General features: G+C 66.4%; 16 protein-coding genes. 6 read left to right on the plus strand and 10 right to left on the minus strand.

Features of this window, described 5'->3' with window-relative positions; translation table 11 throughout:
• Positions 1 to 80: 80 nt before the first annotated feature.
• Together QDT69_RS10470 and QDT69_RS10475 are read right to left on the minus strand one after the other, a co-directional pair.
• Positions 81 to 482, minus strand: a complete 402-nt coding sequence (locus tag QDT69_RS10470) for a RidA family protein (protein WP_279706496.1) — start codon at positions 480 to 482, stop codon at positions 81 to 83.
• A gap of 158 nt (positions 483 to 640) precedes the next feature.
• Complete coding sequence (locus tag QDT69_RS10475) at positions 641 to 1,507, minus strand: cell envelope integrity EipB family protein (protein ID WP_279706497.1); 867 nt, start codon at positions 1,505 to 1,507, stop codon at positions 641 to 643.
• A gap of 263 nt (positions 1,508 to 1,770) precedes the next feature.
• Between QDT69_RS10475 and QDT69_RS10480 the strand changes: the two genes are divergently transcribed.
• The 4 genes from QDT69_RS10480 to QDT69_RS10495 all read left to right on the plus strand — a co-directional run bounded on the left by QDT69_RS10480 (position 1,771) and on the right by QDT69_RS10495 (position 4,988).
• Positions 1,771 to 2,238, plus strand: coding sequence for a RidA family protein (locus tag QDT69_RS10480; RefSeq protein ID WP_050425560.1), 468 nt, complete (start codon positions 1,771 to 1,773; stop codon positions 2,236 to 2,238).
• A gap of 3 nt (positions 2,239 to 2,241) precedes the next feature.
• Entirely contained in the window at positions 2,242 to 2,994 is a 753-nt protein-coding gene (locus QDT69_RS10485; RefSeq protein ID WP_279706498.1) for a glycerophosphodiester phosphodiesterase, read from the plus strand.
• A 166-nt stretch (positions 2,995 to 3,160) separates the two neighbouring features.
• A complete protein-coding gene (locus QDT69_RS10490; RefSeq protein WP_279706499.1) occupies positions 3,161 to 4,411 on the plus strand; it encodes a GNAT family N-acetyltransferase in 1,251 nt (416 codons plus the stop codon).
• A gap of 154 nt (positions 4,412 to 4,565) precedes the next feature.
• Positions 4,566 to 4,988, plus strand: coding sequence for an HIT family protein (locus QDT69_RS10495; protein ID WP_050425558.1), 423 nt, complete (start codon positions 4,566 to 4,568; stop codon positions 4,986 to 4,988).
• A gap of 114 nt (positions 4,989 to 5,102) precedes the next feature.
• Here QDT69_RS10495 and tsaA read toward each other — a convergent pair whose 3' ends face one another.
• The 5 genes from tsaA to QDT69_RS10520 all read right to left on the minus strand — a co-directional run bounded on the left by tsaA (position 5,103) and on the right by QDT69_RS10520 (position 9,056).
• Positions 5,103 to 5,594, minus strand: coding sequence for a tRNA (N6-threonylcarbamoyladenosine(37)-N6)-methyltransferase TrmO (tsaA, locus tag QDT69_RS10500; protein WP_279706500.1), 492 nt, complete (start codon positions 5,592 to 5,594; stop codon positions 5,103 to 5,105).
• 3 nt (positions 5,595 to 5,597) lie between these two features.
• Positions 5,598 to 6,578 (minus strand): tripartite tricarboxylate transporter substrate binding protein, encoded by a 981-nt coding sequence (locus tag QDT69_RS10505; protein WP_279706501.1) that lies wholly within the window; start codon positions 6,576 to 6,578, stop codon positions 5,598 to 5,600.
• A gap of 60 nt (positions 6,579 to 6,638) precedes the next feature.
• Positions 6,639 to 6,983: an AzlD domain-containing protein gene (locus tag QDT69_RS10510; protein ID WP_279706502.1), complete on the minus strand. Its 345-nt coding sequence runs from the start codon at positions 6,981 to 6,983 to the stop codon at positions 6,639 to 6,641.
• Positions 6,980 to 7,732, minus strand: coding sequence for an AzlC family ABC transporter permease (locus tag QDT69_RS10515; protein WP_279706503.1), 753 nt, complete (start codon positions 7,730 to 7,732; stop codon positions 6,980 to 6,982). The genes QDT69_RS10510 and QDT69_RS10515 overlap by 4 nt, the downstream gene beginning before the upstream one ends.
• 205 nt (positions 7,733 to 7,937) lie before the next feature.
• Positions 7,938 to 9,056 carry a lytic transglycosylase domain-containing protein gene (locus QDT69_RS10520; protein ID WP_279706504.1) on the minus strand — a complete coding sequence of 373 codons (1,119 nt, stop codon included), beginning with the start codon at positions 9,054 to 9,056 and terminating at the stop codon, positions 7,938 to 7,940.
• A gap of 92 nt (positions 9,057 to 9,148) precedes the next feature.
• On the opposite strand from QDT69_RS10520, the gene QDT69_RS10525 reads away from it, so the two are divergent.
• A complete protein-coding gene (locus QDT69_RS10525) occupies positions 9,149 to 10,078 on the plus strand; it encodes a glycine/sarcosine/betaine reductase selenoprotein B family protein (RefSeq protein WP_279706505.1) in 930 nt (309 codons plus the stop codon).
• 86 nt (positions 10,079 to 10,164) lie between these two features.
• On the opposite strand, the gene QDT69_RS10530 is transcribed toward QDT69_RS10525, so the two are convergent.
• Positions 10,165 to 11,238 (minus strand): bile acid:sodium symporter, encoded by a 1,074-nt coding sequence (locus tag QDT69_RS10530; RefSeq protein WP_279706506.1) that lies wholly within the window; start codon positions 11,236 to 11,238, stop codon positions 10,165 to 10,167.
• A 103-nt stretch (positions 11,239 to 11,341) separates the two neighbouring features.
• On the opposite strand from QDT69_RS10530, the gene QDT69_RS10535 reads away from it, so the two are divergent.
• Positions 11,342 to 12,193, plus strand: a complete 852-nt coding sequence (locus QDT69_RS10535) for a LysR substrate-binding domain-containing protein (RefSeq protein ID WP_279706507.1) — start codon at positions 11,342 to 11,344, stop codon at positions 12,191 to 12,193.
• Between the two features lie 212 nt (positions 12,194 to 12,405).
• Here QDT69_RS10535 and QDT69_RS10540 read toward each other — a convergent pair whose 3' ends face one another.
• Both QDT69_RS10540 and QDT69_RS10545 read right to left on the minus strand, forming a co-directional pair.
• Entirely contained in the window at positions 12,406 to 13,461 is a 1,056-nt protein-coding gene (locus QDT69_RS10540) for a phenylacetaldoxime dehydratase family protein (protein WP_279706508.1), read from the minus strand.
• Between the two features lie 35 nt (positions 13,462 to 13,496).
• Positions 13,497 to 14,507, minus strand: coding sequence for a carbon-nitrogen hydrolase family protein (locus QDT69_RS10545; RefSeq protein WP_279706509.1), 1,011 nt, complete (start codon positions 14,505 to 14,507; stop codon positions 13,497 to 13,499).
• Between the last annotated feature and the right edge of the window lie 29 nt (positions 14,508 to 14,536).

Here is a 14,536-nt window from a genome sequence, read left to right on the forward strand (position 1 = left end):
AGGTGCGCAATTGCGCACCGGGGAATCTCGAGATTCCGGGTTCGATGCTTCGCATCGCCCCGGAATGACGACGCGCTGAATCAATCCGCGACCGCAATCGCCTCGATCTCGATCAGCCATTCCGGCGCGGCGAGCGCGGTGACGCCGACCAGCGTCGAGGCCGGCGGCTCCATGCCCTCGAAGAACGCCGAGCGCGCCTTGCCGATGATCGGGCGCAGCTCCGGCTTGTAGCCGACCACAAAGGTCGTGATCTTGACGATGTTGGAATAGCTGGCGCCGGCGGCCTTCAGCGCCGTGCCGAGGTTCTGCATTACCTGCGTCGTCTGCGCGGCGAGATCGCCTGCGCCGACCACCCGGCCCTCCTCGTCCGTGGACACCTGTCCCGAAATGTAGATCGTGCGCGCGCCCGAGGCGACCACGACGTGGGAGTAAGCCGGATTGTGATGCAGGCCGCTGGGGCGAAGATGGTCGCGCTTGCTCATGATGTGCCTCCCTGACACGCGTGTTTCGGGAAGCGTACTCGTGTCTGACGCATTCGACCAGCGACACCGTCATTCCGGGATTGTCCGAAGGACCAGACCCGGAATCTCGAGATTCCGGGTTCGATGCTGCGCATCGCCCCGGAATGACAACTGCGTTGTCACTTACACGGCTTGGAATCCCTGACGTCGAACTTGTCGAGCGCGCCGGAGATCACGAAATCGTTGTAGTCCAGCACCAGCGCGCGGGAGACGCCGTTCTCGTAGAGCTCAAACGACATCGCGTAGACCGGCGTCTGCTCGCCGTCCTTGGCGCGCGCGTCGCTGTCGTAATAGCTCACCGTCACCGGCCAGCGCGTCATGGTCTTCATCGCATCGCTCGCCGTCGACGGATCGGGCGATGACGGCGCGCGATCGCCTGCAATCGGGCGGCCGATGACGGTCAGCGTGTTGTAGATCTTCTCGCCATTGTCGGACCCGTCATAGACGGTCTGTTCGAGCACCGACTTGCCGTCACGGGCGGCGGCGATGATGTGCTGGATCTGCTCGGTCGGGAACACGATCTTGCCGTCGATATTGAACGTCTTCTTCACCGGCTGCGTCAGCTTCACGGTGATATGATCGCCGACCCGCTCGGCGATGCCGTCGACCGGCGACGAGGCACCGTCGTTCATCCGCGTGTCGATCTTGAAGCGGTAGCTCTTGCCCGACGCGTCCTCCCAGGACGTGGAACGCAGATCGGACAGCGTCACCTTGCCCTCGCCGCTGTCGAGCTCGGACACCTGGCGGAATTCGGAAGTGTAGCCTTCGCAGGAACTGCCGGAGAAATTGTAGAGGATGCGCCCGCGCGCATCGCTGACCGAATTGGAGCCGCGCGATTTCACGAGGCTCAGATCGTACAGCGCCTGGTGCGCGAGGAACGGCCCGCTTGCCGCCGCAGCGGCCGACCCTTGAGCCAAAGCGGATCCTGCGGCAACGGCGATCGAGAGCACCAGGGCACGCGACGGAGTCCGGAACAGCAAGGTCATGGCTTTTCCTCGGGGAGGCAGGGATTCGCCACAATAGTGACGGTGGTATTGCGCCGCAACTGGGGCAAGTCTGACAAAATCGCAATGTACGCCGCGAAATTGCCGGCGTTTTCAGCAGTTTTCCATGCGATTTGGCACGCCATGGCCGCCCGGCCCTCACGTGACCGTCGCTTGCAACCGGCGGCACGATGCGCGAAACAATCGAAACAAACTTGGCCCTGACCGCGTTTCAGGCTTCGTGCAATCCAATTGGGGGACAAAAAATGGCGGGTACCGTCGAACAGAAACTGGCGTCACAGGGCATCACACTTCCCGAGCCGACCTCCCCGGTCGCAAACTACGTCCCCTTCGTCCGCAGCGGAAACCTGCTGTTCATCTCCGGCCAGGTTTGTTTCAACGCCGAAGGCAAGCTGATCGCCAAGGGCAAGCTCGGGGCCGGCGTCACGCTGGAGCAAGGCGTTGCCGCGGCGCAGGGCTGTGCGATCAACCTGCTCGCCCAGATCAAGGCCGCGCTCGGCGACCTCGACAAGGTCGTGCGCGTGGTGCGATTGGGCGGCTTCATCAACTCCGCGCCTGACTTCTTCGACGGCCCGAAGGTGCTGAACGGCGCGTCCGACCTGATGGTCGCAGCCTTCGGCGACAAGGGCCGCCATGCCCGGACCACCGTCGGTGTCGCCTCGCTGCCGGCAGATGCCGCGGTCGAAGTCGAAGGCGTGTTCGAAGTCGCCTGATCGATGCGCGCCCCTGATTGGCTGACGAAACGGCCGGTCGCCCATCGCGGCCTGCATGATGCCGCACGCGGTGTCATCGAGAACATGCCGGCCGCGGCCACCGCCGCGGTCGCCGGCAACTTCGCAATCGAGTGCGACATCCAGCTCACCGCCGACGGCGAGGCGATGGTGCATCATGACGATGCGCTCGGCCGCCTCACCGAGGGGTCGGGCCTGCTGGCGACCAAGACGGCAGCCGAGCTGAAGGCGGTCAAGTTCAAGGACACCTCCGAGCAGATGATGACGCTCGGCGACCTCTGCGCGCTGGTCGCCGGCCGCGTCCCGCTGGTGGTCGAGGTGAAGAGCCATTTCGACGGCGACCGCAAGCTGGTAGCCCGGATGGCCGAGGTGCTGTCGTCCTACTCCGGCCCCGTTGTCGGCATGTCCTTCGATCCCGACCAGGTGCTGGCGCTGCGCGAGGCCATGCCCAATTTGCCGCGCGGCATCACCGCCCAACGCACTTACGACGACAGCTCATGGACCAAGCTGACGCCGGCCCAGCGCGACAGCATGCTGTATCTGCGCCACGGCTTCAGGACCGAGCCGCATTTCGTTGCCTTCTGGGTCAACCAGTTGCCCGCGCCGGCGCCCTGGATCGCCCGCAATGTGTTCGGGTGCCCGCTGCTGGCCTGGACGGTGCGGACGGCGGAACAGCGCGAGCGCGCGGCCCGCTACGCCGACCAGATGATCTTCGAGGGCTTTGTGCCGGGAACCTGACATGCCGCAGAGAGCCGCGTTGCAGTCTTGAACTCGTCGCTGCGACGCACGATGTTGTCGGGAGTTGGTCGTCATCGGCGATGGCGGAATGCGGAGCATGATCCGGAAATGGAGCCAGCTGTTCCGGAAAGATCATGCTCAAAAGAGACACCGGTCTTCACTCTCGATGGCGTCGTCTGAAATCACCCTAGAGGCTGTGGCTGACATCGGCGGCGTTCCGGCCGCCGAGTGGGATGCCTGCGCCAATCCAAAGCCGGACGCGGACAGCATTCACACCCTCGACACGCTGGCCTCGCCCGCCGCCTCAGGCGATTGCCAGACCGCCGCAAGTTCGAGCTATAACCCGTTCGTTTCCCACGCTTTTTTCTCCGCCGCGGAAGCCTCCAATTCGGCCTGCCCGCGCACCGGCTGGGGCCCACGGCATCTGATCGCGAAGCTCGACGGCCGGATCGTCGGCGTAGTGCCCTGCTATCTGAAATCGCACTCGCAGGGCGAATACGTGTTCGACCGCGGCTGGGCCGAGGCCTATCACCGCGCCGGCGGCAGCTACTATCCGAAGCTCCAGGTCTCCGTTCCCTTCACGCCGGCGACCGGACCAAGGCTGTTGATCCGCGACGGGGTCGACCGCGAGGTGATCGGCTCCGCGCTGGCGCGGGGCCTGCGGGCACTCTGCAACGCCACTGAAGCTTCCTCGGTGCATGTGACGTTTGCCCGCGAGGGCGAGGCAAGGTTCCTCGGCGCGCACGGCTTCCTGCAGCGAACCGACCAGCAGTTCCACTGGCACAATGACGGCTACAAGACCTTCGACGATTTTCTGGGATCGCTGAACTCGCGCCACCGCAAGGGCATCAAGCGCGAGCGCCGCGAAGCCGTTGCGGCCGGCATCACCATCCACTGGCTGACCGGCTCAGATATCACCGAAGACGCCTGGGATGCCTTCTTCGAGTTCTACATGGAGACCGGCTCGCGCAAATGGGGTCGGCCGTATCTGACTCGAGAGTTCTTCTCGCTGATCGGCGAGAGCATGGCCCGCGACGTGCTGCTGGTCATGGCCAAGCGCAACGGCCGCTGGATCGCCGGCGCGATCAACTTCATCGGCTCGGACACGCTGTTCGGCCGCAACTGGGGCGCGATCGAGCATCACCCGTTCCTGCATTTCGAGGTCTGCTACTACCAGGCGATCGATTTCGCGGTTCAGCGCGGGCTCAAGGTGGTCGAGGCCGGCGCACAGGGCGAGCACAAGCTGGCACGCGGCTACCTGCCGCAGACCACCTACTCGGCGCACTTCATCGCCGACACCGGGCTGCGCCGGGCGATTGCCGATTACCTCAAGCGCGAGCGCGACTATGTCGCCGAGGTCGGCCGCGAGCTCACCGAGGCCGGCCCGTTCCGGAAGACCGTCGAGGACGACGCTTGACGTTTCGGCCGTGACCTAGACATTAGAGTGTTTTCGAGCGAAGTGGATACCGGTTCGCGTGAAGAAAACGCGTCAAAACAAGAGTCTAGAGCCCCGTTCCGATTCAATCGGAACGGAGTAGGCTCTAGCGCAATAAAATTGAGGAGCCGCCGCCATGCCCGCCTACGACAACAACAATCCCTTCGCAAAAATCCTGCGCGGCGAGTTTCCGTCCTACAAGGTCTATGAGAACGAGCACGTGCTGGCCTTCCTCGACATCATGCCGCGCTCGCCCGGGCACACGCTGGTGATCCCGAAGGCCCCTGCCCGCAACATCCTCGACATCACGCCGGATGATTACGCCCATGTCGCGCGCGCGGCGCACAAGATCGCCGCCGCCGGTATGAAGGCGTTTGAGGCCGACGGCATCACCGTGCAGCAATTCAACGAGCCCGCCGGCGGCCAGGTGGTTTTCCACCTGCACATGCACGTGATGCCGCGCAAGAACGGCGTCGCGCTGCTGCCGCCTGCCAGCCACAAGGAGGACGGCAAGGTGCTGGAGGCGCATGCCGCAAAGTTGATTGCGGCGCTGAAGTGACGCCGAAGGCGTCATTCCGGGATGGTCCGCAGGACCAGACCCGGAATCTCGAGATTCTCAGGTGCGCAAGTGCGCACCATAGTTCGATGCTTCGCATCGCCCCGGAATGACGGCCTACTCCGTCTCGAAATCCCCGGCCTGCGGCGGAGCCAGCGGGGTGAACTCGCAGCGGTCGGGCTTGACGTCGATCAGCGGCGTCTCGTCGAGGCAGTCGAGGCCGCGCACCAGGATGACGTTGCCCTCGACGCCGACCAGCTTGACGATCGAGCTGCCGATCGGATTGGGCCGCACCGGCGAGCGCAGCGAGAAGGTGCCGCGGGTGTTGCCGTTGTTCTTCGGGCTTTGCAGCACGATGTCGCGGCGCGACTGGTGCAGCCAGTACAGCACTTCGAGGTTCGAGTAGAAATCGACGCCCTTGATCGCGGCGACCCAGGGCTCGAAAATCTCGAGCCGGCACACCGGGCCGTCATGCCGCCCCTGCCGCGGCGTCGCCAGCCGCGAAGTCCAGGGCGTGCGGATGCGGCCGATGAACACGAGCCCGGCATCGCGCGGCGCCGGCATGTCGACAGCGACCTCGCCCTGGCGCAATTCCATTTCACGTACCATGTGTCAGTCCAGCGATATGTTGAGCGCTTTGACCACGCCCGCCCACCGCGCGCGATCGGTATCCACGAACTTGTCGATCTCGGCCTGGCTCTTCGCACGCAGCGGCGGGAAACCGATCTTGACCAGCGAAGCGCGGAACGCCTCGTCGTTCAAGGCCCGGTCGAGGCTCGTCTTGATCTTGCCGGCGATCTCGTCAGGCACCTTCGACGGCGCTGCAATACCATACCAGACGCTGACCGCATAATCAGGGTAGCCGCTCTCGGCGATCGTCGGCAGGTCAGGTAAATCCGGGATGCGCGCGGTTGAGCTGACGCCGAGCGCGCGCAGCATGCCTGATTTGACCGGCGGCAGCGCGGTGCCGAGCGTGTCGAACATCAGCTGGATGTTGCCGGACAGCAGATCCTGCAGCGCGGGTCCGGCGCCCTTGTACGGCACGTGGGTCATCTCGACGCCGGCCATCTGCTTGAACATCTCGCCGGCGAGATGAACCGTGCCGCCGGTGCCGGCCGATCCGAAATTGAGCTTGCCGGGATTCTTCTTGGCGTAGGCGACGAACTCGGCGATCGTCTTGGCAGGTACGGACGGATTCACCTCCATGATCATCGGCGCATCCGTGATGACGGACAGCAGCCGAAAATCCGTGGCCGGATCGTAGGGCAGCTTCTTGTAGAGCAGCGGATTGAGCACGAAGATCGAGGCCGCCGTCACGAACAGCGTGTAGCCGTCGGGATCGGAGCGCGCCACGGCCTCGGCGCCGATCGCGCCCTGCGCACCGGCCTTGTTCTCGACCACGACCACCTGCTTGAGATCGCGCCCGAGATATTCGCCGACGATGCGGCCGAGCACATCGGTCGGTCCGCCCGCGGCATAGGGCACCACGAGCTTGATCGGACGCGTCGGATAGTCCGCGGCATGCGCCGGCTGCACCGCCGCCAGCAAGGCCGTCAGAGCAACAATGAAGAGCGATGATGCGCGCCGCTGCATGCCGTTTCCCCGTTGTTTTGTTCTTGGGAACGAGAGTAGCGGATAATGCGCTCGCCGCAATCAGCCGAGCCAGTATTTGCCCGCGATCATCACGACTTCGCCGACGATCACGCCGGCGAAGATCGACTTCCGCGCCAGCATGAACGCGACAAAGCCCGCCGCGACGGCACCGTAGCGCAGCCAGTCCGGCACGCTGGCGAGCGCGCCCGGCGGCTGCACCACGATCTGCGCGATGATGCCGGCCAGGATCGCGGTGGCGACCGCCCTCACCCAGACCAGCAGTTCCGAGTTCTCGTCGATGCCGCCGCCGAACCACAGGCCGAGCATGCGCCAGATCTGGTTGGGGATGACGCCGGCCACGAACAGGATCGCGAGCGCGTGCCAGTCGCCGATGAAGGTGCTCATGCGCGCGCCCTCACGATGCCCGCCCGCGCCCGGTGGACGCCGTAGGCAATCGTTCCCGCGACGACGCCGCTGACCAAGATGTCGACGCCGCTGTTGAGCATCGCCGCCAGCGGAAACAACAGCAGACCGAGCACCAGCGCGATGACGTCGGCGAGCTCGCGGCAGTTGCGCGCGGTGGAGAACAGGAACGCGAGCGGCGTCAGCATCAGCATGCCGGCGGCGAGCAGCGGCGTCAGGTTGGCCGCGAGCGTATAGCCGATCGTGTTGGCGATCAGGCAGACCGAGACCAGCCCCAGGCCGAGCCCGTGGATGAAGGCGATCCGCCGGTTGCGTGGCACCTGCGGCAGGAAGCGGTAGCATTCGACCCACAGCGTCACGGCCGTGAGATGCGCCACCAGGATCAGATGCCGGCGTTTGGTCTGTTCGGTGCGCATCAACGGCAACACCGAGACCACCATCGGAAACAGCCTGATCGCGCTGACGGTGACCGCGATCGCCGATTGCAGCACGGTGGCGCCGGAGCCGAGCGTCGTGATCACGATGATCTGCGCGGGGCCCGCCCAGACGAACGCCGTGCTCGCGAGGGTCCAGCCCAGCGAGAAGCCGGAATCATGCGCCAGCGCGCCGATCCCGAGATAGGTCGCAAACAGCACCAGCGTCAGCACGGTCGCGCCGATCGACCGCGCGCCCCACAGGAAGGCGCGGAACGAGGTCTGCCATTGCGGAGAATCGAGCGGAGGAAGCGCCACGGTGAACCGGATGGTTTTGCAACCGCGGCGGCTTAGGGCGCTGACAACGTAGGGTCAAGCAAGAGACGGCACAGCGCTGCTATGCAGCGGCGATAGCCCCACTCGTCATTGCGAGCGGAGCGAAGCAATCCATTGCTCCGCTTGCTCGGCCAGATGGATTGCTTCGTCGCTTCGCTCCTCGCAATGACGTGGAGAAGTCGGTGGCTCACGCCCTGTTCTTCAGCACAAAACATGCACCGCCCGCCTTGCGGATGCGGTTGCACAGGCCGTCGGCCTCGGGACGGGTGTCGGCGCCGATCCGCACCTGGTAGAACGTCGCGCTGCCGCGGCTGCGCAGTCGCGAACCGAGCAGGCTCGGATCCTGATCGCCGATCACGTTCGACAGCCGCTTCATCGCGCGGGCGTACATCGCAAGCGCCTTGTCGCGGCTGAAGCCGGCGGCGAGCTGCACGCCCCATACCTTGGCCGCCGACAGCGTGATGTGCTGCTCGAGCCCGGCCACGAACGGGTTGGGTGCGCGCTTCAACAGCGCCATCAGCTCGCGGCAGCTCTTGGCCGGCGGACGTTCCGGCATCTTGCCGTTGTTGCGGGCGGCAGCGGCCCAGTCGTCGACGCTGGAGCCGGTGATCGCGGAGACGTAATTGCGCGTCTCCTGCGGCATGTAGCCGGTGCCGGCAAGCCAGTCCAGCACCCGGCGCGGGCCGGCATTGTAGGCGGCGGCCGCAAGGCCGAGATTACCGAACTGGTTGCGCAGCTCGCTGAGGAATTCGGCCGACTTCGGCAGCGCCTGCACGGGATTGAAGGGATCAAGCAGCCCCCGCTCATTGGCGGTGCCCGGCATGAACTGCGCGATGCCCTGCGCGCGCTCACCGCTGCGGGTTATCGGACCGACCGCATCGGCCTGGAAGCGGCTCTCCTGCCAGATCACGCGCGCGAAGAACTCGAGCGGCAAATCGTTGGCCCGCGCCGCCGACTCGATCATCAGGCACATCGCCTCGCGGGTGTCGCTCTCGCGCGCATCGTCCGCGGGCTTGTCGGTCGCGGCCGCGGGCTTCCCGGACGTATCGCCCGGTGCCGCAGCAGGCTTGTCGGCAGGCGCTGCGGGGGTGTCCGCTGGAGGCGCGGCAGGTTTCTCGGCCTGCTCTCCCGGAGGCGTTGCAGACGGCTCCGCCGGCGCGGCCGCTGGTTTCTCGGCGGGCGTTGCGGGCGGCTCGGCGGCTGGCGGCGTCGGCGGGGCTGCGGCGGGCGTGTCCTCCGCGCCGGCGCCGAGCGTCGGCACCAGCATCACAAGCAGGACCAATGCGGCGCAAAGACCTGTTCGCATGGCAAATCTGTTCCCGCGCTGGCGCGGCTTGACACCGCAAGCTCGTGGTCTAGCTATGGACTGAAATGATGGCGCGCAAAAGGGAGCGCAAAATGGCCGCAGCTACGGACGACCAACTCGGCTTTGCCCCCGACGACGACGCCCCGATCGGCTACATGAAGCGGACCCGCGATTATTACGCGGCGATCGGCTACACCACCCCCTACCGCTGGGCGCATTACACCTCCGCCGCGTTCCAGCCCCTCAAGAAGCCGCTGAACCAGTCGCGCGTCGCCATCATCACGACGGCGGCGCCGTTCGATCCGGCCAAGGGCGACCAGGGTCCCGGCGCGAAATACAATGGCGGCGCAAAATTCTATTCGGTCTATGACGGCGACACGTCGCAGCAGCACGACTTAAGGATTTCGCACATCGCCTATGACCGCACGCATACCACGGCGACCGACAGCGGCACCTGGTTCCCGCTGGCGCAACTCAAGCGCCTCGCCGCTTCAGGCACAATCGGCGAAGTCGCGCCGCGCTTCTTCGGCGCCCCGACCAACCGCAGCCATCGCGTCACCATCGAGACCGACGCGCCCGAAATCCTCAAGCGCTGCCGCGACGACAAGGTCGACGCTGCGGTGCTGGTGCCGAATTGCCCGGTTTGCCACCAGACCGTCAGCCTGGTCGCACGACACCTCGAGGCCAACGGCATCCCGACCGTGGTGATGGGTTGCGCCAAGGATATCGTCGAGCACGCCGCGGTGCCGCGCTTCCTGTTCTCCGATTTCCCGCTCGGCAACTCCGCCGGCAAGCCACATGATGTCGCCTCGCAGGCGCTCACGCTGGAGCTCGCGCTGCGCGTGCTGGAGTCTGCGCCGGGTCCACAGACCACGGTGCAGTCGCCGCTGCGCTGGAGCGAGGATGCGTCCTGGAAGCGCGATTACAGCAACGCCGACGCGCTGAGCGCCGAGGAGCTGGCCCGCCTGCGCCGCGAGTTCGATGCACAGAAGGAAATCGCCAAGGGCCTGCGCGTGGCGTAGCGCTGGGCGTTTGCGACCGTCGCTCGCCAATCTGACGGCGTCATCGCCCGGCTCGACCGGGCGATCCAGTATTCCAGAGACGCCGGTCAGTCACGGAGAAGCCGCGGCGTACTGGGTCCCGCGGTCAAGCCGGGGGACGACACTGGTGGTGAATGCCTACGCGTGCAGGGGACGGCATCACGTGACGTCTCTTGCTCAGCCCCTGCATAACGGCGCGCGAGCGCGGCGCAGGTCATCAGCTGGATCTGGTGAAACAGCATCAGCGGCAGCACGATCAGGCCGACCGACTGCCCGGCGAGCAGCACGCTCGCCATCGGCAATCCGCTCGCCAGCGACTTCTTCGAGCCGCAGAACATGATCGCGATGCGGTCGGCGCGCGAGAAGCCGAGTAGCTTGCTGCCGAAACTGGTGATCAGCAGCACGATTGCCAGCAGCACCGCATCGAGGCCGAGCACGATAGCCATCTGCGTTGCATTGACCTGATGCCAGATGCCGTGGCTGACGCCATCGCTGAACGCCGTGTAGACGATCAAGAGGATCGAGCCGCGATCGACCAGGCCGAGCATCGCATGGTGCCTGGCGACGAAGCCGCCGATCAGCGGCCGCGACAATTGCCCCGCAATGAACGGCAGCAACAGCTGCACGACGATGTCGAGCGCGGCATTGCCGGAGAACCCGCCATGGCTCGAGAGCAGCACGCCCGCCAGCAGCGGCGTCGCGACGATGCCGAGCAGATTGGACGCGGTCGCCGAGCACAGCGCCGCCGACACATTGCCGTGCGCGATCGAGGTGAAGGCGACCGACGACTGCACCGTCGACGGCAGGATGCAGATCAGGATCACGCCCGCCCACAGCGCCGGCGTCAACAGATGCGGCGCCAGCGCGTGGGCGGCGAGCCCAAGCAGCGGGAACAGGGCAAAGGTCGACAGGAAGATCACGAGATGCAGCTTCCAGTGCCGCGCACCGACCAGCGCCTCGGTCGTCGAGAGGCGCGCACCGTGCAGGAAGAACAGCAGCGCGATCGCTGCGTCGGTGGCGTAGCCGCCGATCACGGTGCCCTGTCCGTGCAGCGGCAGCAGCGTGGCAAGGCCGACCATGCCGACGATGGCGGCGATGTAGGGGTCGACGGACACGAATGATCGGAGGCGGTTGAGGGTCATGGCGGGTTCCTTTCCTTGGCTGAAAGGTGCTCTCCGCGAGGCTGATTGTGAACTGCGCTTACCAATGTTACTGTCATTACGTTATGTAATTATGGATCGCTGCATGCTCGACCCGACCCAGCTAGAGACCTTCCTCACCGTGGTGCAGACCCAGAACTTCACCGAGGCCGGCCGCCGCCTCGGCCTGAAGCAGTCGACGGTGAGCCAGCACATCCGCAAGCTCGAGGCCGCGGCCGGCCGCCGCCTGTTCGTGCGTGACACCCATTCGGTCGTGCTCACCGCCGACGGCGAGGCGATGACCGGCTTCGCGCGGCCGATCCTCGAGGCCAATGCGCGCGCCCGGGATTACTTCGCCGGCTCGCAGGTGCGCGGCAAGGTCCGGTTCGGCGCCGCGGAGGATTTTGCCAGCTCCCGCCTGCCAGATCTTTTGCGCGATTTCGTCCGCCGCCACCCGCAGGTCGATCTCGAGCTGACGATCGGCCTCAGCGCCGTGCTGTACCAGCAGCTCGATGCCGGCGAGCTCGACCTCGTGCTCGGCAAGCGCCGCCCCGGCGACGCGCCGGGGCAGCTGGTGTGGCAGGACCGCCTGGTGTGGACCGGCGCGCCGGGCATGCGGCTCGATCCCGAGCAGCCGTTGCCCCTGATCCTCTACGCGCCGCCGAGCGTCAGCCGCAGCGTCGTGCTGGAGGCGATGGAGCGGTTCGGACGGCCGTGGCGCATCGTCTGCTCCAGCGGCAGCCTCAGCGGGCTGCGCGCCGCGGCGCTCGCCGGCCTCGGCATCACCCCTCAGGCGCAGGGCCTGATCCCGGACGGACTGGAAGCGATGCCGGCGTCAGGCCTGCCGCCGCTCGGCAGCGTCGAGTTCGTGGTCCGCACCGCGCGGCGGACCAGACGCGGCCCGGCCGTGGAGCTGGCACAGGCCATCACGACGCATGCCGGCCGGTTGCGTCCGTAGTCACGGCAGTGTGGATCGGTCCCGCGGCAAACTCGCTGCACCTCTCCCGCTTGCGGGGGAGGTCGGATCGCATCGACAGATGCGATCCGGGTGGGGGCTCTCTCCGCGACACGACTCGCGGAGAGAGCCCCACCCTGGCCCTCCCCCGCAAGCGGGAGAGGGAATGCACTTCCAACGCGGCCAGCGCTCGGGCGATCCGAGCAAGTCGAACGTCAGGCAGATTGATCTGCCGCCGCGAGCTGCACCGCGCCCAGCATGCCGGTCCGGTCGTGGCAGCCGAGATATTCGAAGAACTGCTCGTCGGCGGCGGCGACGGTGACCTCGTGATACAGCCTGAGCTTCGCGGCCGGCCCCAGCGTCGACAGATACTTCATCGCCGCGCCGAAGATCCTGACATGGGTCGGGTGCGATTCCGCCCAGCGCTCCAGCGCCGCGAGGCTCTTCCACCAGCTCTGGCCGTAGGATTTTTCGGTCGGCCTTCCGTCCGCATCGACCACGCGCATATAGCGGTTGGCGTAGCAGCCGATCGGCAGGCCGTCGTCGCGCAGGAAATCCATGCCCTCGCGCAGCACCGGCTCGACGTCGTCGAGATACATCTTGCGCTCCGACGCCTCGGTGTCGCTCCAGTCCTGTCCGGAGCGGATCAGGCAGAGGTTGTCATGCGCCACCACACGGATGCGTGCGCCGTCGCGGATCAGGCGCGGCTCGCCGCCCGGCGTCATCGCATCGGTCTGCGACAGCGGGATGCGGTCGCGCATGCCGCCCCAATAGGCGTGCTCCTGCACCTCGGCGCTCATGCCGTCGGCGAGCACGGCGACGCCTTCCAGCCGGCCGAGCGAGGAGAACAGCGTCTCGTAGCGCGCAACATGCGGTCGCAGCACCTCGATGAAACGGCCGACGCCATCGCTGGCGCTGCTGCCGGTCCAGGCCTCGCGCGCACCGCCGAACCAGGCGTCGAAGCGCCCGGCATCGTCCCAATAGGCAACCGAGACGACATTGGTGAAGCCGGCCTGGTCGACATATTGCGCGCGGTCCCAATGGGTCGGGCCGTTCTCGCCGGCAAAGCGTTTTGCGGTCTGCGCCAGCGCCGCGGTCGCGGCGGCGGTCGGCTCGCCGCGAAACTGCACGCCGAAATAGGCCATGATCACGCTTGCGACCGCGGGCTTGTGGCGCGCGACGAAGGACGGATAAGGCGGCGCATAGTCGTCAGGCACACGACGATGACGAGAGCGCGCCGTCTGCAAATGAGGAGGAATCGCGGATTCCATGGCAGTCACCTCCGGTTGGATGTTGCCTTGAAGCGTTAGCTCGCGGCCGCGTCGATCTCCTCGAAGCTGTCGAGCGGCAGTGCGAAATGCTCGACGCGTTTGGATGGCTTCTTGTTCAGCAGCAGGCGCGTGACATCGGGCCGCGAATAGTGCCCGGCCGGATCGGCGGCGTTCTTGGCGATCCCGATCGCGCCGAGATCGATATCGGCGAGCAGCAGGCCTTCCTGATCGGGCGGCAGCTTCTCGGCGATCGAGCTGCCGTCGGGCCCGTAGATCGCGGCGTGGCCGCCGCCGACATGCAGCAGCGCGTGCTTGTCGTCGCGGTCGCACATCTCGTCGACCATCGCCTGCGAGACCGTGGCGCAGGGCGCCAGCACGAAGCACGAGCCCTCGACGGCATAGACGCGCGAGGCCGCGTTGTTGACCTCCCAGCCCAGCGCCGGCGCGAACGGGTCGTACAGCGAGAAGCTCGGCCAGGCCGCGACGTGCACCTGCTCGTTCTGGGCATACATCGCGTATTTCGACAGCGGCTGCAGATGCTCCCAGCAGCACAGCGCGCCGAGCCGGCCGATGCCGGGGCGGTCATGCACCGCAAGGTCGCTGCCGTCGCCCTCGCCATAGACGGTGCGCTCGGCATGGGTCGGCCGCAACTTGCGTCGCTTGGCGATGGTCTCGCCGTCGGGTCCGATCAGCCATTGCGCGAGATAGAGGCTGCCGCCGTCGCGCTCGGACAGGCCGAGCACCGCGGTCATGCCGGCCTTCTTCACCGCGAGCCGCAGCTGCTCGGCCTGCGGGCTGTCGTAGCTCAGCGAATTGTCGAAATAGCGCTGCACGAAGCCGCGCCCGATCGCCCAGGCCGGCGAGTCCAGCCAGATGTACCAGGGATAGCCGGGGATGAACGCCTCCGGGAACGCGATCAGCTTGGCCCCCTTGGCGGCGGCCTCCTCGATCAGCGCAATGGACTTGGCGATGGACGCGTCGAGATCCAGCCAGGCCGGCGCGGCCTGCACCACCGCAACGCGATATTTCGGGTGTTCGATGCCCATGATGTCCTCCTCGCAGCCGGCCGCTGCGG

Source organism: Bradyrhizobium sp. CER78 (assembly GCF_029846235.1).
Lineage (GTDB): Bacteria > Pseudomonadota > Alphaproteobacteria > Rhizobiales > Xanthobacteraceae > Bradyrhizobium.

Coding starts and splice junctions, on each gene's coding strand:
- QDT69_RS10470 (WP_279706496.1), bottom strand. CDS start 482: ATGAGCAAGCGCGACCATCTTCGCCCCAGCGGCCTGCATCACAATCCG.
- QDT69_RS10475 (WP_279706497.1), bottom strand. CDS start 1,507: ATGACCTTGCTGTTCCGGACTCCGTCGCGTGCCCTGGTGCTCTCGATC.
- QDT69_RS10480 (WP_050425560.1), top strand. CDS start 1,771: ATGGCGGGTACCGTCGAACAGAAACTGGCGTCACAGGGCATCACACTT.
- QDT69_RS10485 (WP_279706498.1), top strand. CDS start 2,242: ATGCGCGCCCCTGATTGGCTGACGAAACGGCCGGTCGCCCATCGCGGC.
- QDT69_RS10490 (WP_279706499.1), top strand. CDS start 3,161: ATGGCGTCGTCTGAAATCACCCTAGAGGCTGTGGCTGACATCGGCGGC.
- QDT69_RS10495 (WP_050425558.1), top strand. CDS start 4,566: ATGCCCGCCTACGACAACAACAATCCCTTCGCAAAAATCCTGCGCGGC.
- tsaA (WP_279706500.1), bottom strand. CDS start 5,594: ATGGTACGTGAAATGGAATTGCGCCAGGGCGAGGTCGCTGTCGACATG.
- QDT69_RS10505 (WP_279706501.1), bottom strand. CDS start 6,578: ATGCAGCGGCGCGCATCATCGCTCTTCATTGTTGCTCTGACGGCCTTG.
- QDT69_RS10510 (WP_279706502.1), bottom strand. CDS start 6,983: ATGAGCACCTTCATCGGCGACTGGCACGCGCTCGCGATCCTGTTCGTG.
- QDT69_RS10520 (WP_279706504.1), bottom strand. CDS start 9,056: ATGCGAACAGGTCTTTGCGCCGCATTGGTCCTGCTTGTGATGCTGGTG.
- QDT69_RS10525 (WP_279706505.1), top strand. CDS start 9,149: ATGGCCGCAGCTACGGACGACCAACTCGGCTTTGCCCCCGACGACGAC.
- QDT69_RS10530 (WP_279706506.1), bottom strand. CDS start 11,238: ATGACCCTCAACCGCCTCCGATCATTCGTGTCCGTCGACCCCTACATC.
- QDT69_RS10535 (WP_279706507.1), top strand. CDS start 11,342: ATGCTCGACCCGACCCAGCTAGAGACCTTCCTCACCGTGGTGCAGACC.
- QDT69_RS10540 (WP_279706508.1), bottom strand. CDS start 13,461: ATGGAATCCGCGATTCCTCCTCATTTGCAGACGGCGCGCTCTCGTCAT.
- QDT69_RS10545 (WP_279706509.1), bottom strand. CDS start 14,507: ATGGGCATCGAACACCCGAAATATCGCGTTGCGGTGGTGCAGGCCGCG.